At 46.6% G+C, this 26,725-nt stretch carries 19 protein-coding genes; 12 read left to right on the top strand and 7 right to left on the bottom strand.

Annotation, left to right across the window (positions count from 1 at the left end; translation table 11 throughout):
* Positions 1-483 precede the first annotated feature (483 nt).
* On the bottom strand, positions 484-3,099 hold the full coding sequence (gene mutS, locus DXA74_RS05665; RefSeq protein ID WP_118525810.1) for a DNA mismatch repair protein MutS: 2,616 nt from the start codon (positions 3,097-3,099) through the stop codon (positions 484-486).
* Positions 3,100-3,583: 484 nt separating this feature from the next.
* On the opposite strand from mutS, the gene DXA74_RS05660 reads away from it, so the two are divergent.
* The 8 genes from DXA74_RS05660 to DXA74_RS05625 are packed head-to-tail and all read left to right on the top strand — an operon-like array spanning position 3,584 to position 13,368.
* Positions 3,584-4,099, top strand: coding sequence for a flavin reductase (locus DXA74_RS05660; protein ID WP_118525809.1), 516 nt, complete (start codon positions 3,584-3,586; stop codon positions 4,097-4,099).
* 58 nt (positions 4,100-4,157) lie between these two features.
* Positions 4,158-6,995, top strand: a complete 2,838-nt coding sequence (gene leuS / locus DXA74_RS05655; RefSeq protein ID WP_118525808.1) for a leucine--tRNA ligase — start codon at positions 4,158-4,160, stop codon at positions 6,993-6,995.
* A gap of 2 nt (positions 6,996-6,997) precedes the next feature.
* Positions 6,998-7,921, top strand: a complete 924-nt coding sequence (locus DXA74_RS05650; protein ID WP_370448488.1) for a YitT family protein — start codon at positions 6,998-7,000, stop codon at positions 7,919-7,921.
* The gene (locus DXA74_RS05645; RefSeq protein ID WP_118525807.1) at positions 7,918-8,808 is read left to right on the top strand and encodes a YitT family protein; all 891 of its coding nucleotides are present in this window, start codon (positions 7,918-7,920) and stop codon (positions 8,806-8,808) included. Before DXA74_RS05650 ends, DXA74_RS05645 begins: the two co-directional genes overlap by 4 nt.
* A gap of 5 nt (positions 8,809-8,813) precedes the next feature.
* Positions 8,814-9,398, top strand: a complete 585-nt coding sequence (locus DXA74_RS05640; protein ID WP_118525806.1) for a non-canonical purine NTP diphosphatase — start codon at positions 8,814-8,816, stop codon at positions 9,396-9,398.
* A gap of 20 nt (positions 9,399-9,418) precedes the next feature.
* A complete protein-coding gene (locus DXA74_RS05635) occupies positions 9,419-11,719 on the top strand; it encodes a two-component regulator propeller domain-containing protein (RefSeq protein ID WP_118525805.1) in 2,301 nt (766 codons plus the stop codon).
* The gene (locus DXA74_RS05630) at positions 11,720-12,727 is read left to right on the top strand and encodes an acyltransferase (protein WP_118525804.1); all 1,008 of its coding nucleotides are present in this window, start codon (positions 11,720-11,722) and stop codon (positions 12,725-12,727) included.
* Positions 12,728-12,735: 8 nt separating this feature from the next.
* Positions 12,736-13,368: a response regulator transcription factor gene (locus DXA74_RS05625; RefSeq protein WP_118525803.1), complete on the top strand. Its 633-nt coding sequence runs from the start codon at positions 12,736-12,738 to the stop codon at positions 13,366-13,368.
* 139 nt (positions 13,369-13,507) lie between these two features.
* Here the strand turns inward: DXA74_RS05625 and DXA74_RS05620 are convergent, their stop codons facing one another.
* The 3 genes from DXA74_RS05620 to nadA form a co-directional block, all read right to left on the bottom strand.
* Complete coding sequence (locus DXA74_RS05620) at positions 13,508-14,794, bottom strand: O-acetylhomoserine aminocarboxypropyltransferase/cysteine synthase family protein (protein ID WP_118525874.1); 1,287 nt, start codon at positions 14,792-14,794, stop codon at positions 13,508-13,510.
* Between the two features lie 69 nt (positions 14,795-14,863).
* On the bottom strand, positions 14,864-15,346 hold the full coding sequence (locus DXA74_RS05615; protein ID WP_118525802.1) for a GNAT family N-acetyltransferase: 483 nt from the start codon (positions 15,344-15,346) through the stop codon (positions 14,864-14,866).
* 83 nt (positions 15,347-15,429) lie between these two features.
* Positions 15,430-16,422: a quinolinate synthase NadA gene (gene nadA / locus DXA74_RS05610; RefSeq protein WP_118525801.1), complete on the bottom strand. Its 993-nt coding sequence runs from the start codon at positions 16,420-16,422 to the stop codon at positions 15,430-15,432.
* A 462-nt stretch (positions 16,423-16,884) separates the two neighbouring features.
* Between nadA and DXA74_RS05605 the strand changes: the two genes are divergently transcribed.
* On the top strand, positions 16,885-17,421 hold the full coding sequence (locus DXA74_RS05605; RefSeq protein ID WP_118525800.1) for an RNA methyltransferase: 537 nt from the start codon (positions 16,885-16,887) through the stop codon (positions 17,419-17,421).
* Between the two features lie 667 nt (positions 17,422-18,088).
* Here DXA74_RS05605 and DXA74_RS05595 read toward each other — a convergent pair.
* On the bottom strand, positions 18,089-18,718 hold the full coding sequence (locus DXA74_RS05595; protein WP_255420791.1) for a DUF4294 domain-containing protein: 630 nt from the start codon (positions 18,716-18,718) through the stop codon (positions 18,089-18,091).
* Between the two features lie 132 nt (positions 18,719-18,850).
* Between DXA74_RS05595 and DXA74_RS05590 the strand changes: the two genes are divergently transcribed.
* From DXA74_RS05590 to DXA74_RS05580, 3 genes are all read left to right on the top strand, one after another.
* Positions 18,851-20,866 (top strand): helix-hairpin-helix domain-containing protein, encoded by a 2,016-nt coding sequence (locus DXA74_RS05590; RefSeq protein ID WP_158576022.1) that lies wholly within the window; start codon positions 18,851-18,853, stop codon positions 20,864-20,866.
* Between the two features lie 78 nt (positions 20,867-20,944).
* Positions 20,945-21,721 carry a radical SAM protein gene (locus tag DXA74_RS05585; protein WP_118525797.1) on the top strand — a complete coding sequence of 259 codons (777 nt, stop codon included), beginning with the start codon at positions 20,945-20,947 and terminating at the stop codon, positions 21,719-21,721.
* Positions 21,722-21,769: 48 nt separating this feature from the next.
* Complete coding sequence (locus DXA74_RS05580; protein ID WP_118525796.1) at positions 21,770-23,269, top strand: TrkH family potassium uptake protein; 1,500 nt, start codon at positions 21,770-21,772, stop codon at positions 23,267-23,269.
* A 153-nt stretch (positions 23,270-23,422) separates the two neighbouring features.
* Here the strand turns inward: DXA74_RS05580 and DXA74_RS05575 are convergent, their stop codons facing one another.
* On the bottom strand, positions 23,423-24,793 hold the full coding sequence (locus DXA74_RS05575) for an MATE family efflux transporter (RefSeq protein WP_118525795.1): 1,371 nt from the start codon (positions 24,791-24,793) through the stop codon (positions 23,423-23,425).
* 171 nt (positions 24,794-24,964) lie between these two features.
* Positions 24,965-26,554, bottom strand: coding sequence for an L-aspartate oxidase (gene nadB / locus DXA74_RS05570; RefSeq protein WP_118525794.1), 1,590 nt, complete (start codon positions 26,552-26,554; stop codon positions 24,965-24,967).
* Positions 26,555-26,725 lie beyond the last annotated feature (171 nt).

The raw sequence follows: 26,725 nt of genomic DNA, 5'->3' as shown, positions 1-26,725 counted from the left end.
AAGGTCCTATCAAACAGTATCGGAGAACGAAGACCAGTTTGCAGCCTATGAAACAGGTACATAAACACAGAACCTTTAGACAAAACGATGTCTAAAATGAATCTGCTCCATAAATAAAAAATACAGGAACTGAAAAAAGTTTTTTGAAAAAATCAGACAGTTGTTCCATTCTATAGCTCTGAAAACAGAAAATATACAGACTACTGATTATCAGTATTTTGAATGAAACAGGATTTTCTTTTCGGTCTTTTCGGAAAAACATCAGGATAATCGGAAAAAAACATTTCGATGTTTTTGGAAAATCATCCCGATCATTTGAAAAGGAAACTGCAGCAACCGTTTTTTCCCAAAAAGAATCTGGAAATAAATGATACAAAAACAGCGCAGAAAGGCCCGAAAAGTTTGTTTGTATCATTCCCTACGGATACGTAACAAAAAGGCCATAGCAGCTTTAAATGAAAGCGTGCTATGGCCTTTTTCTGTTTATCTGCCCAATACGATACGTTTGATTTCGTTCAATTTATTCAAAGCCTCTATCGGGGTCAGATTATTGATATCGAGATGAAGAATCTCATCGCGCACCTGACACAATACCGGATCGTCCAACTGGAACAGACTGAGCTGGACGGGTTGTGTCTTCTTGGGATCTTCTTTCAAGGACGCAGCCAATTGCTCTTTACCACTACCCGACTCCAATTCCTTCAGAATCACATTGGCACGCTTCACGATACTTTTAGGCATACCGGCCAGTTTGGCCACATGAATACCGAAGGAATGCTCGCTGCCGCCTCGCTCCAGTTTACGCAGGAAGATCACCTTACCATCTACCTCGCGCACGGAAACATTGTAGTTCTTGATGCGTGGGAATATCTGTTCCATCTCATTCAGCTCGTGATAGTGAGTGGCAAAAAGCGTGCGCGCCTTGCCTTTCTTGTTCTCATGGATATACTCCACAATGGCCCAGGCAATGCTGATGCCGTCGTAAGTGGACGTACCACGACCCAACTCGTCAAACAGTACCAGACTTCTGGACGACAGGTTGTTCAGAATGTTGGATGCCTCGTTCATCTCCACCATAAAGGTACTTTCGCCCAAGGAGATGTTGTCGCTGGCTCCCACGCGCGTAAATATCTTGTCCACCATACCGATGCGGGCACGCTCGGCCGGCACGAAAGAGCCGATCTGTGCCATCAGGGTAATCAGAGCGGTCTGACGGAGCAAAGCCGATTTACCGGCCATATTCGGACCCGTAATGATGATGATTTGCTGCTGTTCACAGTCCAGATAGACATCATTGGCCACATAGCGCTCCCCTACCGGCAGCTGTTTCTCAATCACCGGATGGCGCCCCTGAATAATCTCCAGCACATCGCTGTCCTCGATTGTGGGACGGATATAATTGTTTTCCTGAGCCACCAGAGCAAAGGAAAGCAGACAGTCCAAACGGGCAATCAGGTTGGCGTTGATCTGAATGGCAGGAGTATATTCGGCCAAGGAAAGGATCAGATCATTGAAAAGTTTCAGCTCCAAAGAGAGAATCTTGTCTTCGGCTCCCAGAATCTTTTCCTCATATTCTTTCAGTTCCTGAGTGATGTAACGCTCGGCATTGACCAGAGTTTGTTTTCTGATCCAACCCTCTGGTACTTTGTCCTTATGAGTATTTCGTACCTCAAGGTAATATCCGTAGACGTTATTGTAACCTATCTTCAAACTGGGGATTCCGGTTTCTTCGGTTTCGCGCTGCTGGATTTGCAACAGATAGTCTTTGCCTTCGTAAGCAATATGGCGCAACTCATCGAGCTCAGCATTTACTCCTTCGGCAATGACCCCACCCTTATTGACCAGCAAAGGCGGATCGGCCTTGATTTCGCGGGCAATACGGTCGCGGATGGAAGCACACAGATTGAGCTGTTCGCCAATACGTTTCAAAGTCGGGTCCTCGGCCTGCTCGCAGGCGGCCTTTATCGGTTCAATGGCCTGAAGCGCCGTGCGCAACTGTACCACATCGCGGGGCGACACTCGTCCCACGGAAACCTTGGAGATAATACGCTCCAGATCACCGATCAGATGGAGCTGCTCTTCGATAATCTCTCTGTATTCCAGATCCTTAAAGAAGTATTCCACCACATCCAGACGCTCGTTGATGGGCTTTTCATCCTTCAGCGGAAAGAGAAGCCAACGTTTGAGCAGACGCGCTCCCATCGGAGTAATCGTACGGTCAATGACATTCAGCAGGGAGTTGCCGCCTTCGTTCATCGAACCCAATAACTCCAAATTGCGCACGGTGAACTTATCCAGGCGCACATAGCGCTCTTCCTCGATGCGCGACAATGAGGTGATGTGTCCGATCTGGCTGTGTTGCGTCATTTCCAGATATTGCAGGATTGCTCCCGAAGCAATGATTCCGGATTTAAGATGATCCACACCGAAACCTTTCAGGTTCTTCACCTCGAAATGCTTCAGCAGTTTCTCGTTGGCAGTCATTTCGGTAAAAACCCAGTCTTCCAACTCGAATGTAAGATATTTTGTTCCGAAATTCCCTTCGAACATGCCCCGCTTTCCCCGTTCATACAGCACTTCCTTGGGAGAGAAGTTGGCAAGCAGTTTGTCGATATATTCAAAGGTTCCTTCCGCAGTCAGGAACTCGCCGGTGCTGATATCCAGAAAAGATACACCGCAGTTGTTCTTTCCGAAATGAACCGCAGCCAAGAAGTTGTTTTCCTTATAATTCAGTACATTATCTCCCATTGCCACACCGGGAGTAACCAACTCCGTAATACCGCGCTTGACCAGTGTCTTGGTCAGTTTCGGATCTTCCAGCTGGTCGCAAATGGCTACGCGCTTACCCGCCCGAATCAGTTTGGGCAGATAAGTGTCTAAGGCATGATGCGGGAAACCGGCCATTTCAATAGGTTCCCCACCCTTGCCTCCGTTATTTCTTTTTGTAAGAGTTATTCCTAATATTTCAGAAGCAGAGACAGCATCGCTGCTGTACGTTTCGTAGAAGTCGCCACAGCGGAACAACAGCACCGCATCGGGATGCTTTGCCTTCAAATCGTAGAACTGCTTCATCATGGGGGTGAGCCCGTCTTTTGCCATAAACTAGTGATTTATAAAATAAGTTCGCGCAAAATTACAAAAAAATACTCTTCCCGAAACCGGGAAGAGCCAAGTTGTGGCTTTTTTGCACAGATTGACAAAAATAAAAAACGGGACCACTTTAAAAGCGCCCCGACAATCAATCCTAAATCTCTCAATTTTTTTCTAAAACCCTAAACATTAAATTCCATTGTATCCCTACAACGATAATTTACTAATTATCAATTTACTAACAATCTTTTTACTTTAAATCTCTCGTTGTTCCTTTGAACACTGCAAAGGTAGGGCGAAATTCATTTTCCCGAAAAAAAAGCAAGCTAAATTAGAAAAAAACACACCATTTCTTGACCTATGTCAATCGGAATGACCGGGAAAGGCCTTGCAGAGAAAAATTATACACCCGCTGACGGCGGTTTTTAAAGCAAGAATTCGCTCTTGATAATAGTTTTTTTATATCTTTGCACCTTATTAATAAAAAGAAAAAATGAAACAGATTGAACCCTCTGAATTCAAAGAAAATATCTTTGAAACAATCGGTAAGGAATGGATGCTGATAACCGGCGGCACCAAAGAGTGTTTTAACATGATGACCGCATCATGGGGCGGAATAGGGTGGCTGTGGAACAAACCCGTGGCTTTTATCTTTGTCCGTCCGGAAAGATACACCTACGAGTTTCTGAAAAAGAACCGCAAACTGTCGCTTTCTTTCCTGGGCAAGGAAGAAGAGGCACGGAAAATCTATACGCTCTGCGGCTCAAAATCGGGTAGGGACCTGGATAAAGTAAAGGAAAGCGGACTGAAACCGGTATTTACGGAAACCGACGGCATCACTTACGAACAGGCACGCATGACTCTGGAATGCCAGCAGCTCTATGAGGGAGAAATGCGCGAATCGGATTTTCTGGACCCGGAAATCCTGAAAAACTGGTACGGAGAAAAGAAAGGCAACCTGCATAAAGTGATCGTTGCCGAAATCGAACATATCTGGATCAACGAGTAGGGGAGCGCGCCCATTCATTTGCAGACAACATAATAATTATCATAAAACAAAACTCACAATGGAATACAATTTCAGAGAAATTGAAAAGAAATGGCATCAACGTTGGGTTGAGAACCATACGTACAAAGTGACAGAAGACGAATCGAAAAAGAAATTCTATGTGCTGAACATGTTCCCTTATCCAAGTGGAGCGGGCCTTCATGTGGGACACCCGCTGGGATACATCGCTTCGGACATTTATGCCAGATACAAAAGACTGCAGGGCTTCAACGTGCTGAACCCGATGGGCTATGACGCCTACGGACTGCCGGCCGAGCAGTATGCCATCCAGACCGGACAGCATCCGGCCATCACAACAGCTGCCAACATCAACCGTTATCGCGAGCAGCTGGACAAAATCGGTTTCTGCTTTGACTGGGACCGTGAGATCAGAACCTGCGAACCGAACTATTATCACTGGACCCAGTGGGCCTTCCAGAAGATGTTCGGAAGTTTCTATTGCAATGACTGCCAAAAGGCACAGCCTATCGAAAAACTGGTTGCTCACTTCGAACAGCAGGGTACGGAAGGCTTGAACGTGGCTTGCAGTGAGGAACTCACCTTTACTGCCGACGAGTGGAAAGCCATGAGCGAAAAGCAGCAGCAGGAAACATTGATGAATTACCGTATTGCCTATCTGGGCGAGACAATGGTTAACTGGTGTCCGAAACTGGGAACCGTATTGGCCAACGATGAGGTAGTGGACGGTGTTTCTGAGCGTGGAGGTTACCCGGTAGTCCAGAAGAAGATGCGCCAGTGGTGTCTGCGTGTCAGCGCTTATGCACAGAGACTGCTCGACGGACTGGATACCATCGACTGGACTGATTCTCTGAAAGAGACTCAGCGCAACTGGATCGGCCGCTCGGAGGGTACTGAAGTGGAGTTCAAGATCAAGGACAGCGACCGTTCATTCACCATCTTTACCACCCGTGCGGATACCATGTTCGGTGTGACCTTTATGGTTCTCGCTCCGGAAAGCGAACTGGTTCCATTGGTTACTACAGCCGAGCAGAAGGCCGAAGTGGAGGCTTATCTCGAGGCAACCAAGAAGCGTACCGAGCGTGAGCGTATTGCCGACCGCCGTGTAACCGGTGTGTTCTCCGGTTCTTACGCCATCAATCCGTTTACAGGAGAGGCCAACCCGATCTGGATCAGCGACTATGTATTGGCCGGTTATGGTACCGGTGCCATCATGGCTGTTCCGGCACACGACAGCCGCGACTATGCTTTTGCCAAGCATTTCAACCTGCCGATCGTTCCGTTGGTTGAGGGATGCGACGTGAGCGAAGAGAGCTTCGATGCCAAGGAAGGTATCGTAACCAATTCACCGAAAGAGGGAGTGACTCCTTATATCGACTTCTCTCTGAACGGTCTGACTGTGAAAGAGGCCATCGCTGCTACCAAGAAATATGTAAAGGAACACAATCTGGGACGCGTGAAGGTGAACTTCCGTCTGCGTGATGCCATCTTCAGCCGCCAGCGCTATTGGGGCGAGCCGTTCCCGGTATATTACAAGGACAACATGCCTTATATGATTCCGGAAAGCTGTCTGCCTCTGGAATTGCCGGAAGTAAGCAAATTCCTGCCTACCGAAACCGGTGAGCCTCCATTGGGACACGCTACAAACTGGGCTTGGGACACCGTAAACAACAAGGTGGTAGCCAACGAACTGATCGACAACAAGACCATCTTCCCGTTGGAATTGAACACCATGCCGGGATTCGCCGGAAGTTCGGCTTATTACCTGCGCTATATGGATCCGAAGAACGACAAGGCACTTGTTGATCCGAAGGTTGACGCTTACTGGCAGAATGTAGACCTGTATGTGGGCGGTACAGAGCATGCTACCGGTCACTTGATCTACAGCCGCTTCTGGAACAAGTTCCTCTATGACTACGGTTACAGCGTGAAGGAAGAGCCGTTCCAGAAACTGGTGAACCAGGGTATGATTCAGGGACGAAGCAACTTTGTATATCGTATCAAGGACACCAACACCTTCGTTTCTCTGGGTCTGAAGGATCAGTACGACACCACACCGCTGCACGTGGATGTGAACATCGTGACAAACGACGTGCTCGACGTAGAAGCCTTCAAGAACTGGCGTCCGGAATACAACAATGCCGAGTTCATCCTCGAAGACGGCAAGTACATCTGCGGATGGGCCATCGAGAAGATGAGTAAGAGTATGTTCAATGTGGTCAATCCGGATATGATTGTCGAGAAGTTCGGTGCCGATACTCTGCGTCTGTACGAAATGTTCCTGGGTCCGGTAGAGCAGAGCAAGCCTTGGGATACCAACGGTATTGACGGATGCCACCGCTTCCTGAAGAAATTCTGGTCGCTCTACTTCAGCCGCGACGGCAAGTTCCTGCCGGAAGAAGGTGAGGCTACCAAAGAAGAACTGAAGTCGCTGCACAAGCTGATCAAGAAAGTAAGCGCCGACATTGAGGCCTTCTCATACAATACTTCGATCAGTGCGTTCATGATCTGTGTGAACGAACTGGGACAGCTGAAGTGCAAGAACAAGCAGGTATTGGAGCAGCTTGTAGTGCTGATCGCTCCGTTCGCTCCGCACATCGCCGAAGAATTGTGGGAGCAGTTGGGTCATACCACTACGGTTTGTGACGCACAGTGGCCGAAATTCAACGAGAAATATCTGGTAGAAGACAATATGCGCCTGAGTATTTCGTTTAATGGTAAGACACGCTTCACCATGGACTTCCCGGCAGATGCCGACCAGAAGACCATCGAGGAAACGGTTCTGGCTGACGAACAGACTCAGAAGTATATTGACGGCAAGCAGATTGTGAAAGTGATCATTGTTCCGAAACGAATTGTAAACATCGTAATCAAATAGCAATGTTCAACGACATAAAAAAGCTAAAGCCGAAGAAATTGACCAAAGCGGCTGTAATGACCGAAGCCAAAGACTTCGTAGCCATTAACTTTGGACTGATTTGTTACGCCATCGGTTGGGCAGCATTCTTGCTGCCCTACAAGATGACAACAGGTGACTTGACGGGTATGTGTGCCATCTTGTATTACTTGACAGGCATCCCCATTCAGTTATCCTATTGTATCGCCAACGTGTTCCTGCTGGTATTTGCCATCAAAGAGCTGGGATACCGGTTTGTGCTGAAAACCACATACGCTATCTTTGCGCTGTCTTTCTTCCTCGATGTGGCACAAAACATCATGAAGGACGACCAGGGACAATTCCTGCAGTTACTCGGTCCCGGACAGGATTCCATGGCCTGCGTGCTGGGAGCCATCATCTGCGGATTCGGTATCGGTACGGTATTTGTAAACAACGGTAGTACCGGTGGACTGGATATCGTGGCGGCCATCGTCACCAAATACCGCAATATCAGTCTGGGCCGCGTGATGATTTACATCAACATTCTGACCATTTCTTCCTGCTACTATTTCTTTGACAGCTGGAGAATGGTGGTGTTCGGCTATGTAGTTCTGGTTATCTGCAACTACACGCTCGATATGATTGTCAACAGTTCGCGACAAGATGTGCAGTTTATCATCTTTACGAAAGACCACGTTCAGTTAAGTGAACGCATTATTAATGAAACGAGTCACTCGGTAACGGTAATCGACAGTGAAGGCTATTACAGCCACACACCGACCAAGGTATTGATTACCATCGTACACAAGAATGAATCCATTCATATCTTGCGTATGATTCACGAAGTAGATCCGAATGCATTTGTTTCAACAAGTAGGGCAGAAGGTGTTTATGGAAACGGATTTAACCAAATAAAATTAAAATGAAACACTTTAAGATTAATGCATGGCAAGAGACTAAAGACTATGCGCTTATCATGATCGGGCTGCTTTGTTATGCCCTGGGAGTAACTATCTTCCTGATTCCCTATGAAGTGACCACCGGAGGTGTGGCGGGTATTTCTTCGTTGATTTACTTTGCCACCGGTATCAAGGTACAGTATTCTTACCTGGTCATCAACTCTATTTTGCTCATAGCTGCCATCAAGGTGCTGGGCTTTAAGTTCTGCGTCAAAAGCATCTATGCCATCATTGCTCTTACCCTATTACTGGCCGGATTCCAGGAACTGATTGCCGACGAACAGGGCAATTTGCCCCGCATCGTCGGTGATCAGGCCTTCATGGCCGCAATAATCGGTGGCGCATTGGAAGGATTCGGACTGGCTATCGTATTCCTGAACAACGGAAGTACCGGAGGAACGGATATCATTGCCGCCATTGTCAACAAATACAAAGATATCACCATGGGGCGTATTCTGATGATTTGTGACTTTATCATCGTATCCTCCAGTTATATCGTCTTCCATGACTGGGAGAAAGTGGTATTCGGTTTCTTTACCCTGGTCGTATCAAACGTCATGCTGGACTATGTCATGAACTCTTCACGCCAATCAGTCCAGTTCCTGATCTTCTCCAATAAATACGATGAAATCGCGGCAGCAATCAGCCATGATGTTTCGCGCGGAGTAACCGTACTTTATGGTGAAGGCTGGTACAGTAAGGAACCGAAGAAAGTTTTGGTCATCCTGGCCAAAAGAAGAGAAAGTGTCATTATTTTCAGACTGATCAACCAAATTGATCCCAAAGCCTTTGTATCGCAAAGCAATGTAGTAGGCGTATATGGAGAAGGATTTGATCAGATTAAAGTTAAATAAGCCCTATGGAAAAAAGAAAGCTTGTTTTTGCAACCAACAACAACCATAAACTAGAAGAAATCCGAGCTATACTAGGCCAACAGATCGATGTTCTCTCTCTAAAAGACATCAATTGCCACGAAGATATTCCCGAAACGGCAGAAACCCTCGAAGGAAATGCGCTCATCAAGGCACGCTTTGTATATGAGCATTATCATCTGGACTGTTTTGCCGATGATACCGGACTGGAAGTTGAAGCTCTGAACGGCGCTCCTGGAGTTTATTCTGCCCGTTATGCCGGAGGAGAAGGGCATGATTCGGAAGCCAACATGAAAAAGCTTTTGCAGGAAATGCAGGGAAAGGCCAACCGGAAAGCACGTTTCAGAACCGTCATCGCTTTCATAGAAGGTGGAGATACCCATCTTTTTGAAGGAACCGTCCATGGAAACATTACCGAAGAGAAGCAGGGCGACAGCGGCTTTGGCTACGATCCGATTTTCCGTCCGGACGGCTTTTCTGAGACATTTGCCGAAATGGGCAACGAAGCCAAGAACCAAATCAGCCATCGCGCAAATGCCGTTAAAAAACTGTGTGAATATCTTTCCCAATAAAATCTCTAATAAATGTCGTTATGAACAGAATATTATTCCATTTCTTTTTGATCATCGGATGCTTGCATTTGCTCCCTGTTGCAGCACAGAAAATGTATCAATGGGAGATTTACCCCTCGTATCATAATTCACAAAAAAACGTATCCAGCAAAGGAAAGGTATATTCTCTTTGTAACAACGATCTGATATCCTATCAGCCAGCGGATCAGGAACTGTATCTGTATGACAAAACCAATCTGCTGAACGAGTTCCAGATATCCTTTATCAAGTATAATGAGGAAGTAAAGAAGTTGATTATTGTCTATTCTGACGGTAATATTGATATTTTGCGCGATGATGAGACAGTAATCAACATTCCTCAATATAAAGACAAGAACATCAACAACAAAGACATTAACGGAGTAAACGTAGTGGGAAAGTATGCTTTACTCTCAACCGGCTTTGGAGTTGTCATGCTGGATCTGGAACAGGAAATCATCACCAATACTTATACTTTGGATGTGAAGACCAATGCGGCTACCATTTATAAAAACAGTATATATGCAGCCACATCATCAGGTGTATACAGAGGAGACAGAACGCAGAATCTGCTGGATAAAAGCAACTGGAAAAAACTGGTCAGCCATTATTTGACAGAATTGCTCGTTTTTGACGGCAATCTCTACGGTAACAATACCTCTGCATCTCTGTTCCGCTTGAATGCCGCCGGAAATGATTTCATCGCCACGGATGAAAAAAAAGTAAATATATTCCAGGTTTCCAACGGAGTGATGATAGCAGCCAACAGTTCCAATATCTATATTTTCCAGAAAGCCAATCAGCGTACTGCCATTGCGCAAAGCAATTCGTTTACGGACATCAGCTACAGCAACGGAACTTATTGGATGAGCATGGGATATGCAGGCCTGCAACCGTATAAATTAAGCAGTCAGAACAAACTGGAAGCTATCGGTGAAGCCATCGTTCCCAACAGTCCGGTCAGAAATTACTTCAACTTTATCAACTACACCGGCAGCCGACTGCTGGCTGTGGGAGGAAGTCTGAACTATAACGGAGTGAAGTACGACGGTACCGTCATGTATTATGACGACGGCAAATGGACCAATTTCCAGGATGGAAACGAAATAGCCACAGCAACCAAAGTTCCGTATATCAACACGGTAAACATGGCGCAGGACCCAAGAGATCCCAACCATCATTTCGTCACTTCTGCCCGTATGGGACTTTATGAGTTCCAGAACGGACAACTGCTCAAACACTATTCCTGCGATAATAGCCGGCTGGTTTCCATCAATCCGAACGATGTACTGAAAAGACAATACGTCAGCACGGCAGGCGCCATCTACGACCGGGACAACAATCTGTGGTTTATCAACAATCAGGTGGACACCATCATCAACATCATCAAGGCTGACGGCAGCTGGGTTAAAATCTATGATGAGAAACTCAAGGGCCTGCCTACCTTTGACTTCATTATGTTCGACCAGAAGAACCGGGTGTGGATCAACTCACGAAGATACCAGCCGGGCATGTATATGCTGGACTATAACGGAACCATGAGTGACGATTCCGATGACCAGTCCATCTTCAGAAGCAGCATTACCAACCAGGATGGAACAACCTATACACCGGATGTGTTCTACTGCATGACCGAAGACAAGAACGGAGAAATATGGGTAGGAACCAATCTGGGACTGTTTGTTATTTCCAATCCGGATGAGTTCATGAGCAACAGTTTTCACTACACACAGATCAAGGTGCCCAGAAACGACGGTACCAATTATGCCGACTATCTGCTGAACAATACCTCGGTGACGTGTATCGCCGTAGACGGTGCCAACCGGAAATGGATCGGAACCACAAGCGGCGTGTATCTGGTGAGTGCCGACGGTCTGGAGACCATCTATCATTTTACCGTTGATAATTCTCCGCTCATCTCCAACAACATCAATTCCATTGCCATTGATCCGGCCACAGGAAGAGTAATGATAGCTACCGACAAGGGACTGGTGGCCTATAACAACGATGCCTCAGAACCGGAAGAGAGTCTGGAAAAGAGTGGGGTACTGGCTTATCCGAATCCGGTGAAACCTGACTATAACGGCTATATCACCATTAAAGGTCTGACCGCCAACAGCAGTGTAAAAATCACCTCTTCCAACGGACAGCTCATCACCTCGGGCACTTCCAACGGCGGTATCTTTACCTGGAACGGACGCAACAAACAAGGCAAGCGTGTAGCCAGCGGCGTGTACAGTGTCATGGCCACCGATGAAGAAGGCAAGGAGAGTGTGGTAACCAAAATAATAATGATCCGATAAATGATAAACAAGAATCTCGTCATTCCCCGAAAAAACGGAGTAAACTTCATACGTTATGTCTTTGCTTACGCACTGATTATCTTTCATTACAACATTCTGTCGGGGCATGATGTGTTCTGGCTGCTTCAAGGAGGATACCGCATCAAGGCATTCTTTATCCTGACCGGTTTCCTCACTTTTTACAGTTATTTCAAGCATCCCGGAGCCAAGGAGTTCGCCAAAAGACGTTTCAAGCGCCTGGTTCCCTCGTATGTCTTTACGGTGCTTCTTTGCTTCTTCGGCTGCTCACTGCTCAGTGAATACTCTTTTACAGAGTATTTCACTTCATCGCAGAGCTACCGCTATCTGGTCGCCAATCTGACGTTTCTGAATTTCCTGGGTCCAGACTTGCCCGGTGTCTTTACCCACAACGAGTCTCAGGCCGTCAACGGTTCCCTTTGGACCATGAAAATTGACATCATGTTTTATGTCACCGTACCGTTTCTGTACTATCTGTTCCGCAAATATCCGAAACGGTGGGTTCTGGCAGGTATTTTCCTGATTACGGTAATTTATAACGAAGTGTTTGAGTATCTGTACCAGCACTCAGGCAGTTCGCTGTATCTGATGCTGAAAAGACAGATCGGAGGGCAATACATCTACTTCCTGGCCGGTATGTGCATTTATTTCTACTATCAGCAGGTACACAGTCAGGTCAAGTGGCTGCTTCCGGTTTCCGTGGTCGTATTCCTGGTGGGCTCCTACTACGATTCCTGGGAATATCTCACCGCCTTTTGCTATGCCGTCATCATCATGGAACTGTCTCTGAACGCAAAAGTGCTGAGCCGTTTCAGCGAAGTGCCCAATGTCACCTATGGGCTTTATCTGTATCATTTCCCCGTGGTGCAGATCCTGTTGCATTTCAAGGTCAACGAATGGAGCCACACCGGATGCTGCCTACTCTGTCTGGGCATTGTCACTCTTTTATCCATCATGAACTATCAGCTGATAGAAAAACGAATCAAATAAACACGCCTATGGACATCATTATTCTGGACAAACAGGAAATCACCCGTGAAGGACTGAGAAGCATTCTGAGCCAATATCCGGACTGTGGCAGGATTTCTCTGCCCGAAGAGGACAAACAGCTCGTTCAGGAACTGATTCACTGTCCGGAATCCGCCGTGTTTTTGGACTATACCCTGATGAACCTCACCTCCGAACAGCTGCTGGTCATGAACCAACGCTTTCCGAAGGCCCATTTTATCCTGTTCTGCGATAATCTGAGCAAGGATTTTGCCCGCAGGATTCTGCTGACCAACAAACGTTTTCACATCCTGCTCAAAGACTCCACGCTTCAGGAAATTCATCAGGCATACGCCGATATCCGCAGCGGACGCCAGTTTGTCAACCAGAAGCTGCTCATCTGGATGGAAACCTCTGAAAAGAATGAGAAATCTCCACTTACCGCCACAGAAAAAGAGATTCTGAAGGCCATGTCCTTGGGTAAAACCACCAAAGAGATTGCCGCAGAGCGATATTCCAGCGTTTATACGGTAATGACCCATCGCAAGAATATCTTCCGCAAGCTCGATGTAAACAATGCCCAGGAAGCCGTGCGCTATGCCGTACAGGCCGGTATTGTAGACGTAATGGAATATTATATCTAGGGAATGACCCCGCCATACTATCAAAAAATCCGCTTTAGGGTATGCCAGTATGCAATACACCTAAAGCGGATTTTTTGTGCCCTGAGGTCTCTGCAGGGCGATATCCGTAAAGTTAAAGTATGGTCTAAGGAAATTACGCTCAAATCTGCTCAAAAGCCTGAGACAGGTCTTCTATCAAATCGTCCACATGCTCTGTACCGATAGAAAGACGGATGGTGCCCGAAGTGATATTCTGTTCGGCCAGTTCCTCGGCAGTCAGCTGCGAGTGTGTGGTCGTCTCCGGGTGAATCACCAGTGACTTTACATCAGCCACATTGGCCAGCAATGAGAAAATCTGGAGCGAATCGATAAAGCGGTGCGCCTCGGCGGTACCTCCGGCAATCTCAAACGTAAAGATCGACCCGGCTCCCTTCGGGAAATAACGCAGATAGAGCGCGTGATCGGGATGCGAAGGCAACGACGGATGATTTACGGCCTTCACCTTCGGATGACGGCTCAGGAAAGAAACAATCTTCAGAGCATTCTCTACCTGACGTTCTACACGCAGGGAAAGTGTCTCCACACCCTGCAGAAGCAGGAATGCATTGAACGGGCTGATGGCAGCTCCTGTGTCGCGAAGCAGGATGGCACGGATACGGACGATATAAGCCAGTCCCGGCGCTGCATCCACAAAGCGCACGCCATGATAGCTCGGATCGGGCTCGGTAAACTGAGGAAACTTACCCGATGCCTTCCAGTCAAAACGGCCGGAATCCACGATAATACCTCCCAAGCTTGTGCCGTGGCCACCGATAAATTTAGTGGCCGAATGCACCACGATATCAGCTCCATGCTCCAAAGGACGGATCAGATAAGGAGTTCCGAAGGTATTGTCCACCACCAGCGGAATGCCGTGCTTGTGCGCTATGGCAGCCACAGCTTCCATATCAATGATATTGGAGTTCGGATTACCCAGCGTCTCAATGAAAATCAGTTTGGTATTTTCGCGAATCGCCTGTTCAAAATTGCTGATATCCGAAGGATCTACAAAGGTAGTGGTCACTCCCGACAGGGGAAGTGTATTGGCCAACAGATTATAGGTTCCTCCGTAAATGGTATTTGCCGAAACCACATGATCCCCTGCCAAGGCCAGATTCTGAATGGCATAGGCAATAGCTGCCGCCCCTGATGCCACGGCCAGAGCCGCTGCACCGCCTTCGAGAGCCGCTACGCGCTCTTCGAGCACTCCCTGGGTGGAATTGGTCAGGCGACCGTAGATATTGCCTGCCTCGGTCAAATTAAAGCGGGCTGCCGCCGAAGCACAGTTGTCGAAAACATACGATGTTGTCTGATAAATAGGTACGGCACGCGCTCCGGTTGCCGGGTCGGCCTGCTCCTGTCCCACATGGAGCTGGAGGGTTTCAAAATGCAGTTTCTTTCTTTCCATAAGCTTCATTTGTTTTTTGCAAAGTTAGGGAAAGAAGGCCCCGAGGACAATACCCTATATAGGGTATATTTAGAAATCTACCTGAAAAGCCAGCCGCTCTGTTCCGTTGGCCACACGGATGATGCCACAGTAACGGAAACCGTTCTTATATAATATGTGTTGCATGGGCTTGTTGTCCTCATGGGTATCCACACGCAGCGAGCGGCACCGCTCACGGCACCAACGCAGACAATAGTCGGCCACCCCTTTCACCTTTCCGTTGGAGGCAATGCGATGTATCACATAATAGGGAGTGTTCGACAGCCACTGTCCTTCGATATGCGCATACGTGGGGTCGGGTCCGGGGATAAAACAGAATGTAGCCACAATCTGCCCTTCTTCCTCACAGACATAGCACCAGTCCTGCGCAATCTGTTCGCCGACCAGCTCTCTGGAAGGGTATCCCTGAATCCACTGGTTCGGGTTACCGCTGGCCACCATATACTGCTTGGCCACCTCAAACAGCTCCATCAGATGGTCCAAATCCGTTGTTTTTGCTTTTCGAATATTCATCGTGTTATCCTTTATTTTTGCAATCCGTAAAAAACACATAAAAAAAGGAGAGGGGGAAACGCCCCTTCTCCTTCATTGAATTATTAAAGTCCGAGTTTTTCGGAGATTTCCAACATCTTGTTTATCGGTTTGATAGCTTTCTCCGCAACCGCAGGATCCACCTTGATTTCGGGCCATTCATACTTCAAGGTGTTATACAGCTTTTCGAGAGTAATCAGGCGCATGTAGTTACATTCATTGCAAGCGCAGTTGCTGTCCGAAGGAGGAGCCGGGATAAAGGTCTTGTCCGGGCAGGATTTCTGCATCTCATGCAAGATACCGCTCTCTGTAGCCACGATATACTCCTTGGCCGGCTGTTCGATGGCATATTTCAGCAAAGCGGCTGTAGAGCCCACTTTATCTGCCAGCTTGGCCACGGCTCCCTTACATTCCGGATGCACCAGAATCTTGGCATCGGGGTATTGTTTCTTCAGTTCGATGATTTTCTCTACCGAGAAGCGCTCGTGCACGTGGCAGGCTCCATCCCAGAGCAACATATTACGACCGGTTACAGAATTGATATAGCCACCCAGATTTTTGTCCGGACCGAAAATAATCGGTGTATCTTCGCTAAAGCTCTCCACAATCTGCTTGGCATTGCTCGAGGTGACTACCACATCGGTCAGCGCCTTGGTGGCTGCTGTCGTATTGACGTAAGAAATAACGGTGTGCTGCGGATGCGCCTTGACAAATTCTTCAAAACGGTCGGCCGGACAGCTTTCTGCCAGCGAACAAGTGGCATTCAGGTCGGGAACCAGTACTTTTTTATCCGGACAGAGAATCTTGTTGGTCTCGCCCATAAAATGCACACCACACATCACAATAATATCTGCGGTGGTTTTAGCTGCCTTTTGCGCCAGTGCCAGACTGTCGCCCACAAAGTCTGCCAAATCCTGTATTGCCCCGTCGGTGTAGTAGTGCGCCATGATTACTGCATTCTTCTGCTGGCACAAATTCCGGATTTCCTGCTTCAGATCCAATGCTGCATCTACCGGTTCATCTACATAACCTTTTTTCAACCAATCTTCTTTAATCATATTATTAATATATTTATTCTTTTATTTTTTAGAAAAACCTTATGATGATATTTATTGCCTGTTGAAAGTGTTCAGAAAAAAGTGTCTGATAATTTGCTTTTTACGTTATTATTTCTGGAGAATAAGTAATGAACAACTTATCGACAATCCAATCTTTCGCTTATCCTTTGATAATGATGGGCATATCCGGTCTTTTCCTTGATTTTTCAACGATATGTTGATAAAATGCAAAGTTAAAAACTTTAATAGAAAAAAGTGGTAAAAAACAGATGAAAATCTCGTTTAAATCTTGTTATCATCTTTTGATAATTAATTTGTCTATCTCCCGAATTTTTATATTAACTGTTTGATTATTAGCAAACAAATTTATTTTTTAAATTGTATTCCTTATTTATAAACGGGTTTTGAACAGGTTTTAAACGGGTTATTATTATCTTTGTGAACAATTTATTGATAATAGTCATGAGAAAGCTGAAAATTACGGAACTGAACCGTGTATCGAAGGAGGAGTTCAAGAAAATAGACAAGCTGCCTCTGGTGGTGGTACTCGACGAGGTCAGAAGTTTATATAATGTGGGATCGGTATTCCGCTCATCGGATGCCTTTGCCGTTTCGGCGGTTTATCTGTGCGGCATTACGGCTGTTCCGCCTAATGCCGAGATTCATAAAACGGCGCTGGGAGCCGAGGAATCGGTGGACTGGAAGTATTTTAAACGTACACAAGATGCTGTAAATGAGCTGAAAGCAATGAGTTATGAGGTGCTTGCCATCGAACAGGTGGAGCACAGCACCATGTTGCAGAACATTTCTTTGGACCCGCAAAAGAAATATGCCATTATCTTGGGAAATGAGGTGAAGGGCGTGCAGCAGGAGGTTGTGGATATGTGCGACGGCTGCATTGAGATTCCTCAGTTCGGAACCAAGCACTCGTTGAATGTGTCGGTCACTGCCGGTATCCTTATTTGGGAGTTTGCACGGATTCTCAAGATCGGTTCATAACTGTTGATAACTGTTGTTTATAACAAAACTGCTATATCGTATAGTTTTGTAATTCAGGTGTTTATATAGTTATTACCTTTTGTTGATAACTGTTGATAACCTTGGTTGAACGTCAGAAGCGGGGAGAGAGGACCGGAGGATTTCCGGAGAAAGGAAAGTCAGGGAAAAACCGGGAAACGAAACATTCTGCTGAAATATTCTTTGGTTTGCTTTCCACTGCTTTTTGGAAAAGTACACAAAGAGAAATCCGGCGGCATTATAAATATTCATTTTTCCGCTCCTCAATGCAGAATATACGTATTTTTATGCAGCAATGAACACGATGGTTTACCAAAAGCATCAGGATGGTTGGTGAATTTCATCAGCATCAATTCAAAGAATAATCCCCCGTTTTGAATAAGTTTTCAACATTACTTGTTCAAAACGGGGGATTATCCTGTTTTTAAACTCCGAATGGGAGTTCCGTATTTCTGTTTGTCGTTTTTCAAAAACGTTATTTTCGAGAGCAATAAACTGACTGACAGAGTCTTGTATCGAAAATGCCTTTCTGAGACTGCCGTTTTTACAATCAGAAGCCTTCAGGACTGTATATTTTATAGTCTGAGCGTCTGTTGTTGACAAACTGTCAAAAAGTAACTTCGCGTGTTTTGTAGAAAATAGATGCGGATTATATGGAGCCGGATTCAACAAGCCGCACTACACGTTCCACCATGCGGTCGTCATATTCCGGGTCGTACTCTTTCTTCAGACTGGCACCAAACAGCCAGGCAAAACTTTGATAGAATCCGGCTTTGAAGCTGCCGAAGAATGCCTGCACAATGTGAAAGGAAGACTGGTTGCACTCCCGATCAATCAGTTTGATCAGCAATTTGCCCTGAGCATAAGTCAGTTTCTTCATTACTGGAGTGTATTCGGTTTTGAGGTCTTTTTCCACCTTTTTCATGTAGGCATCTCTCTGCTTTTTAGTGGGCAGTTTCTCCAGTTCCTCGTAGGTTTCCAAAATCTTTCGGTTCACCAGTTTGGCGTAAGGCAGTGTGCGCTTTACGTTTCTTATCAGCTTGTTGTAGCGGGCAACCTCGCGTTTGTTCTTGAACTTCAGCGGAGGATACACAGGCAGTTCCGGCATGATAATCACCTCGATGGAATCACCTTTATAGAATTCCTTCTGCACTTTTTTATAGAAAACAACACGAAGCTGCAGCTCGGGAGCACTTCCCAAGTCGTCCGTATCTTCGTATTGGGCGTGAGCCGGAAGTGAAGACACCATCATCCATATCAGCGGAACATACCATTTCATAATGTCGGTGCAAATTTATAAATTTAATTGTTTGGTAGGCACATGTTTTTGTGAATATCTTCTGCGTTTTAAATTTTAAAGACATTTGTTTGTATGGTTCAGCAGAATAGGGGTTTTTCAAACTATCAACAGATGTTGTTGAAAACTATAGTAATAGCTTGTTTTTCAGTGCTATGCTTTGTTGATAACTTGTTGGCTCAGGAACTTTCCTGGGATTATTATTTAGAAAAGTTTGCTCAGCAGGATTTCTATGAACGCCCTGTTTCGGACGAAGATTTGCAGGATTTGTATCACCTGCGCGAGCAGCCTTTGAACATCAACACCGTTACGAAAAATGATTTGGAACGGCTCTTCTTTTTGGAATCCGTACAAATTGAAGATATTCTGGCTTATCTCTATCAATACGGACCGATGAAGTCGTTGGGAGAACTTCAGTTCATCGAGAGTTTGGACTATGAAAGGCGGGAGTTCCTCAAATTCTTTCTTTACGTTGATGATAACCCTGTTGAAAAGTCGTCTGTTTCGTTGAAAAATCTGTTGAAAGAAGGACACTATTCGTTTACAACTCGTTTGGATATTCCTCTTTATCAACGAGATGGATACAAAAATTATCCGGATAGCATCTTGTTGAAAACTCCTGATAAAAAGTATCTGGGAAATGCGCTTTATCATTACGTGAAACTGCAATATGACTACCGGAATCGTTTGTATTGGGGACTGACTGCCGTGAAAGATGCCGGTGAACCTTTTGCCAATAATCTGAATAAAGGTTATGATTCATACAGTTTTCATCTGTTGTTGAAAAACTGGGCTTTTTGGGAAACACTGGCCTTGGGCGACTATCGGGTACGAACCGGCGAAGGACTGCTTTTCGGTTCCGCTTTTTCTATGGGAAAGGAATTTGATATCACGATGAACCGTCAGGTTATCAACAAGCATACGTCAACGGATGAATACTATTTTATGCGGGGAATGGCCGCTACCCTGAAATGGGGCGACTGGCGCTTTTCTCCTTTTGTGTCTTTTCGGAAAACAGATGCCTCTCTGGACGATGACGGAAATATAGAGAGCTTGAAAACAGACGGTTATCATCGGACATGGACGGAATATTTTCGCAAGAACAATGTTTTCAACAGTCTGTATGGAGCGCATCTTTCTTATAACAGACCTCATTATAAAACGGGAATGACGGGGTATTATCAGCATTGGAATCGTGAGTTTTCAACAGGCACGCAACTTTATAAACGGTATGCTCCAAGCGGAAAAAGATTTTGGGGACTGTCGGCCGACTACGGTGTGGCTTGGGGAAATTGGGCGTTTTCGGGAGAGCTGGCTTACAGCGGGCTGTATCACGGATGGGCCACGGTAGACAAGCTTCTTTACCGTCCTCTGGCCTATCTCAAGCTGTTTGCCTTGTATCGTTTGTATGCTTACCGTTACTATGCTCCTTATGCTTCTGCCTTTTCCGAAGGAAGTAAAACACAGAACGAAAGCGGTGTTTATTTGGGAGCAGAGTATCAGCCCTGGCGGTTTGTTCAGCTGAAGGCTGCCTTCGACTATTATTATTTTCCCTGGCCCAAGTACGGGCTCGATCATAGCAGTTCGGGCTATCAGGTGAGGGTTCAGTGTGATGTGAAGCAGAATGACCGGATGCGCTATGCCCTGACTTATTCCTTTAAGAAAAAGGAAAAGTTCAATGTTTTTCATGAGACACACCGCCTGCGCCTGAAGTACGTATATCGGCCCACGGAACAGATGGTACTGCAAACGGAATGTTCCGGAGTGGGCGCACAGAAGGCAGGAGAAAGCCGGAAGTATGGTGCCCTGATCGGAGAATCTTTTTCCTGGGTTATGAACAGCCTGTTGAAAACTACGTTGACCTGTGCCTATATTCATGCCGACGGCAGTCTGTGCAGTCTTTCTCTTTATGAGCCGGGTTTACTTTACTCCTTCTCTTTCAACAACTTCTATGATCCGGTGCTGCGCACTTCGGGCACGCTGCGTCTGGATTTTGGGAAACGGGTCATGCTGATGATAAAGTATGGTTTGAGCAAATATTTCGGGGTTATGGAAATATCTTCCGGTCGTCAGCGGATTGCCGGTTCCCTCAAGCAGGATCTTTATTTGCAGCTGCGTGTCAAAATTTAAATTAATAATACGGATTCATCTTCAAGAAGAAAATAAATCATTAATTTTGCGGGATTGATAAATTAAAAACAGATTGCTATGTCTACAATTATTTACCCGTCTCCGGTTTTCGGACCGGTGCACAGCCGCAGACTAGGAGTTTCCTTAGGAATAAACCTGCTGCCTGAAGACGGAAAATTCTGCACTTTTGATTGTGTCTATTGTGAGTGTGGCTTCAATAAGGACCATAGACCTCACCGCCCGCTTCCCACCCGTGAGGAAGTATATACCGTGCTTGAGGAGCGCTTGAAAGATATGCATGAAAACGGTCCGCACCCCGATGTATTGACTTTTGCCGGAAACGGAGAGCCGACCTTGCATCCGGAGTTTGCCGGAATCATTGAGGATGTGGTACGCCTGCGTAACCATTATTTTCCGGAAGCGAAAATCAGTGTGCTGAGCAATGCCACCCAAGTGCTGAAACCCGAAGTTTTCAACGCCCTGTTGAAAGTGGATAATAATATCCAGAAACTCGACACGGTGAATCCGGATTATATTGAACTTGTGGACCGTCCTACCGGGCATTATGACGTGCAGCAGATTATCGACCAGCTGAAAGCCTTCTCCGGTCATGTGATTATCCAGACCATGTTCATGACGGGCAGCACGCAGGGAAAGTCTGTGGATAATACCACTCCGGAATTTGTGGAGCCCTGGCTGAAAGTGGTTCAGGAAATCAAACCACGGCAGGTGATGATTTATACCATCGACCGCGAAACACCCGATCACGACTTGCGCAAGGCCGGAAAGGAAGTGCTCGACCGTATCGGAGAACAGGTACGTGAGGCAGGTTTCGAAGTTTCCGTATCTTATTAATGTCATGCCTTCCTTACTAAGAATATAGAAAGAAGAAATAACTATTCTATGAAATCGAAGATTTTTGGAATTCTCGTTCTGATGGAGGCGGTCTTCATGTTGCTTTCGTCGGGAGTGTCTTTATTTTATAAACATCGTTGCGGCGATCAGGACTTGGAGGCACTGCTCTATTCCACGCTGATTACCTTTGTGGTGGGAGGAGGACTTTTCCTGATTGGAAAAAGGAGTCCGAAAACCAAACTGACACGCAAGGACAGTTTTTTGATTGTAGCTCTGGTGTGGGTGATTTTCTCGTTTCTGGGCATGTTGCCGTTTTTGTTTTACGGAACGACGACTACCATAGAAGATGCCTTTTTTGAGACCATGTCGGGTTTCACCACTACGGGAGCTTCGGTGCTGAATAACATCAACGACCAGCCGCATGGCATTCTCTTTTGGCGAAGCATCATACAGTGGCTGGGTGGTCTGGGTATCGTAGTCTTCTCGTTTGCCCTGATTCCTGTGTATGAGTTGAAGAATACGCAGATCTTCTCTGCCGAGGTAACGGGATTGGATGTGGATAAGCTCCGACCCAAGATTGGGGATACGGCCCGCAGGCTGCTTGTGATTTACATACTCATTACAGTTTTGTGTATGCTCAGTTATTGGGTAGGCCCGATGAACTTCTTTGATGCGATCTGCCATTCCATGACCACCATTGCTACGGGTGGATATGGTACGCATCAGAACAGTCTGGCCTATTTCAACTCTCCTTACATAGAGTATGTGTGCAGTTTCTTTATGTTTATTGCGGGAGTAAACTTTTCGCTTTACTATTACTTGAGTATTGGAAAGAGAAAGGTGTTCTATCGCAATGAGGAGTTACGCTGGTACACTTGCTTCACTCTGGCTGCCGTGGCTGTGTTTGCGGGACTGTTCTATTACACCCGTTATCAGATGTCTGTCACACCCGAGCAATTGACTGTACTCCCCGAAGGTTTTGAGGACACGTTCCGCACCTCGCTCTTTCAGGTAACCTCCCTGCTTACTTCCACCGGATTCCAGGCGGCGAACTTTGATTATGTGGCCTGGGGAGAAGTGTTCTGGATGCCTACACTCATCATCCTCTTCATAGGAGCTTGTGCCGGATCGACAAGTGGTGGATTTAAGGTGATTCGCATGCTGGTGTGTCTTAAGGATGCCAAGAATGAATTCAAGCAACAGTTGCATCCTCGTGCCGTGATTCCTGTACGCTTGTCGGGCTACGTACTTCCGGAGAATAAGGTGCTTCGTGCGCTGGCATTCCTGTTCCTCTATCTGGTCATCGTGGTGATCGGCACTTGCTTACTTACCATGATGGGATTGAATTTGGATTCGGCTCTCGGTTCGTGCATCACGAGTTTGAGCAATGCCGGTCCGGGATTGGGATCAACAGGTCCGGCTTCGAACTTTTCTGCTGTGCCGGCTTTTGGAAAATGGTTACTGAGTTTCCTGATGCTGGTTGGCCGTTTGGAAATCTTTACGGTGCTGTTCCTCTTTATGCCTGACTTCTGGCGTGAGAAAGCCTGATAAAGAAACGAAAGCAGATACAGTCTGACTGCTATATGAAAATAGAATAACAACCGAATCGGGTCATCATTCAAAAAGGTGAATGATGACCCGATTCGGTTGTTTATAGAGCGATATAAGTCCGTTCCTTTTCGGATAATAATTTCAGAAGCTTCAGGAAGCTTCCTGAAGACAAGCCTGCTGTTGCCGGTATCTTCTGCGTGCCAGTTTGTGATGCACTAAGATAAAGGCCGGAATGAGGAATACATCAGCTGCCAGCCATGCTGAAGGGTCGCCGTAGCACACTCCAGTATAGCCTAACATCGGCACCAGAAAGAGACTCACGGCTACACGGTCTACCATCTCAAAAACGCCGGAAAGCATGGCCAGACGACTGAATCCCAATCCCTGAATACTGTATCGCAGAATACAAAGCAATCCGAGCGGAATGTAATATGTGCTGGATATTCTCAAAAACTGAGAAGCTTTGTTGATAATTTCGGTTTCTTCGGGAGAGACAAACATCAGCAACAGGGTTTTGTCTGCGGTGTATAAAATCACCAGACATACCAGACAGTAGGCGATAATCATGGAAAAACTGGCCCGCACGCCCCAGTTGATTCGTTTCAGTTGTCCGGCTCCCAGATTCTGTCCGCAATAGGTAGCCATGGCAATACCCATATTCTCCAACGGGCAGATAAAGAACATTTTAATGCGCACAGCCGCAGTAAAGGCAGCCACACAGGTAGTGCCCAGTGCATTGTTTGCGCTTTGCAGCATGATACTTCCGATGGCGGTGATGGAAACCTGCAGGCCCATAGGAAGGCCCATTGCCAACAGTCCTTTGGCATAGTGCCAGTCATACCGTTTGTCCTCGGCATCCATTTTCAGAAGCGGAAACTTGCGAAACATATAGATGAAGCACAGTATGGCGGATACGGCTTGGGAGAAGACGGTAGCAATAGAGGCACCCATTACTCCCCAGTCGAGCACCAGAATACAGAACAGATCCAACAGAATGTTCAATACGGCCGCCAGAATCAGAAAGTTGAACGGGGTACGGCTGTCGCCCAATGCCCGGATGATGCTCGAAAGCAGGTTGTAGAAGAATGTAAACGGGATGCCGATGAATGTTACCAACAGGTACAGATACGCATCACGAAAGATTTCATCGGGTGTCTGCATCTGCTTCAGGATGGTGTGACACAGCAAAGAAGTGACAATCATCAGAAAAACAGAGATGCCTAATGCCAGCCACAGACTGTTGCTGATATAGCGGCGCATGCTTTTGTAGTCGCGTGCTCCGAAAGTCTGTGCCACGGGGATACCGAAGCCACAGCAGCATCCCAGACAGAACCCGATGATGAGAAACACCACCGAGGTGCTGGCGCCCACGGCAGCCAATGAGTTAATGCCCAGATATTTTCCCACAATGGCTGCATCAATCAGACTATAGGTCTGTTGCAGGATGCTGCCTAAAATCAATGGGAGAGCGAAATTGAAGATCAGTTTGAAGGGAGACCCTTCAGTCATTTCCTTTACCATAAAAAAATTGTTATACCTTGAAAACAATATAAGAACCGAAAGACTATCCCGTTTCCTCCCGGATCCGGAATAGTCTTTCAGTTCATCTTATCTATATCATGTCTTGAAGTCGGGATAATTTCATGCCGTTATCTCCTTTACTTCATGCAAATTAAATTTTATAATCGTGTCTTATTTCTGGTCGTAAGCATGCTTCGGATAGTCGATGGTGTAGTGCAGTCCGCGACTTTCCTTCCGCTCGATGGCCTGACGGGTAATGAGATAACCCACATTGATCATGTTGCGCAATTCGCAGATGTCCTTGGTGGCTTTAACCCGCTTGAAGAGTTCTTCGGTTTCTTCGTAGAGCAGGTCCAGACGGGTCCATGCACGTTTCAGACGCAGGTCGCTGCGCACGATACCTACATAGTTGCTCATAATCTGTCCCACTTCCTTCATATCCTGAGCAATGAGCACCTTTTCTTCGTTACTCAATGTACCCTCGTCATTCCATTCCGGAACCTGTTCGTTGAAGGTATATTTGTCGATGTTTTCCAGACTATGCTTGGCTGCCGCGTCGGCATAGACCACAGCTTCGATGAGCGAGTTGCTGGCCAGACGGTTACCGCCATGCAGACCGGTGCAGGAACATTCGCCCACGGCATACAGACGATGAATGCTTGATTCAGCGTGCAGATCCACTTTAATTCCGCCACACATATAGTGGGCACACGGAACTACCGGAATATATTGCTTGGTGATGTCGATACCGATGCTGAGGCACTTGGCATAGATATTCGGGAAATGTTTCTTGGTTTCTTCGGGATCCTTGTGTGTTACGTCCAGACAAACATGATCCAGACCATGGATTTTCATTTCCTTATCGATGGCGCGTGCCACAATATCGCGTGGAGCCAGACTGAGGCGTTTGTCGTACTTCTGCATGAATTCCTCACCGTTAGGCAGACGCAGAATACCTCCATAACCACGCATGGCCTCGGTAATGAGGTAGGCCGGATGAGTTTCGCCCGGATGATACAGAGCGGTAGGGTGGAACTGTACGAATTCCATACCCTCTACCGTACCTTTGGCACGGTAAACCATGGCGATACCGTCACCTGTAGAGATATTCGGGTTGGTGGTTGTGGCGTAAACGGCTCCTGTTCCTCCGGTGGCAATCAGGGTCACTTTAGACAGGAAGGTATCAATCTTCTGGGTATCGGGATCGAGGATATACGCACCGTAGCACTCAATGTCCGGAGTGCGGCGGGTCACCTCTACGCCCAGATGATGCTGCGTAATGATTTCTACGGCAAAATGGTTTTCCAGAATCGTGATGTTCGGTTCGTTGCGTACCGCCTCCATCAGGCCGCGCTGAATCTCAAAACCCGTGTCATCGGCATGGTGCAGGATGCGGAATTCAGAGTGTCCTCCCTCGCGGTGCAGGTCAAATTCTCCGTTTTCCTTCTTGTCGAAGTTTACACCCCATTTCAGCAGGTCCTTGATACCCTGCGGAGCGTTCTTCACGACCATTTCCACGGCCTTCGGGTCGCTGATGTAATCACCTGCGATCATGGTGTCCTGAATATGTTTCTGGAAATCGTCTACTTTCAGATTCGTTACCGAAGCGATTCCACCCTGCGCTTTGGCAGTATTGGCTTCGTCCAGCGTTGTTTTACATACTAAGGCTACTTTGCCTTTTCCGGAACGGGCCACTTTCAGGGCATAACTCATGCCGGCTACGCCCGAACCGATAATCAAGAAATCAAATTTGCGTATCATGTCTGTTAGCGTTTACGACTGCAAAGCTACAGAAAAACTCGCTTCGTTGTGCCGCCGGACTTCCGGTTTTTTGTAAAATCCTTTGTCGGAGTTCCCAAAAGGGCAAACTTTGCGGTCTTAGTGCAGTCGGTTAAACCTGTTGGCGGAATTAAAAAACCGCCTGAAAATTAG

Source organism: Bacteroides sp. OF04-15BH, from assembly GCF_003477995.1.
Classification (GTDB): domain Bacteria; phylum Bacteroidota; class Bacteroidia; order Bacteroidales; family Bacteroidaceae; genus Paraprevotella.
Note: the sequence above shows the minus strand (reverse complement) of the source record. Positions and strands in the feature narration are given on the sequence as shown.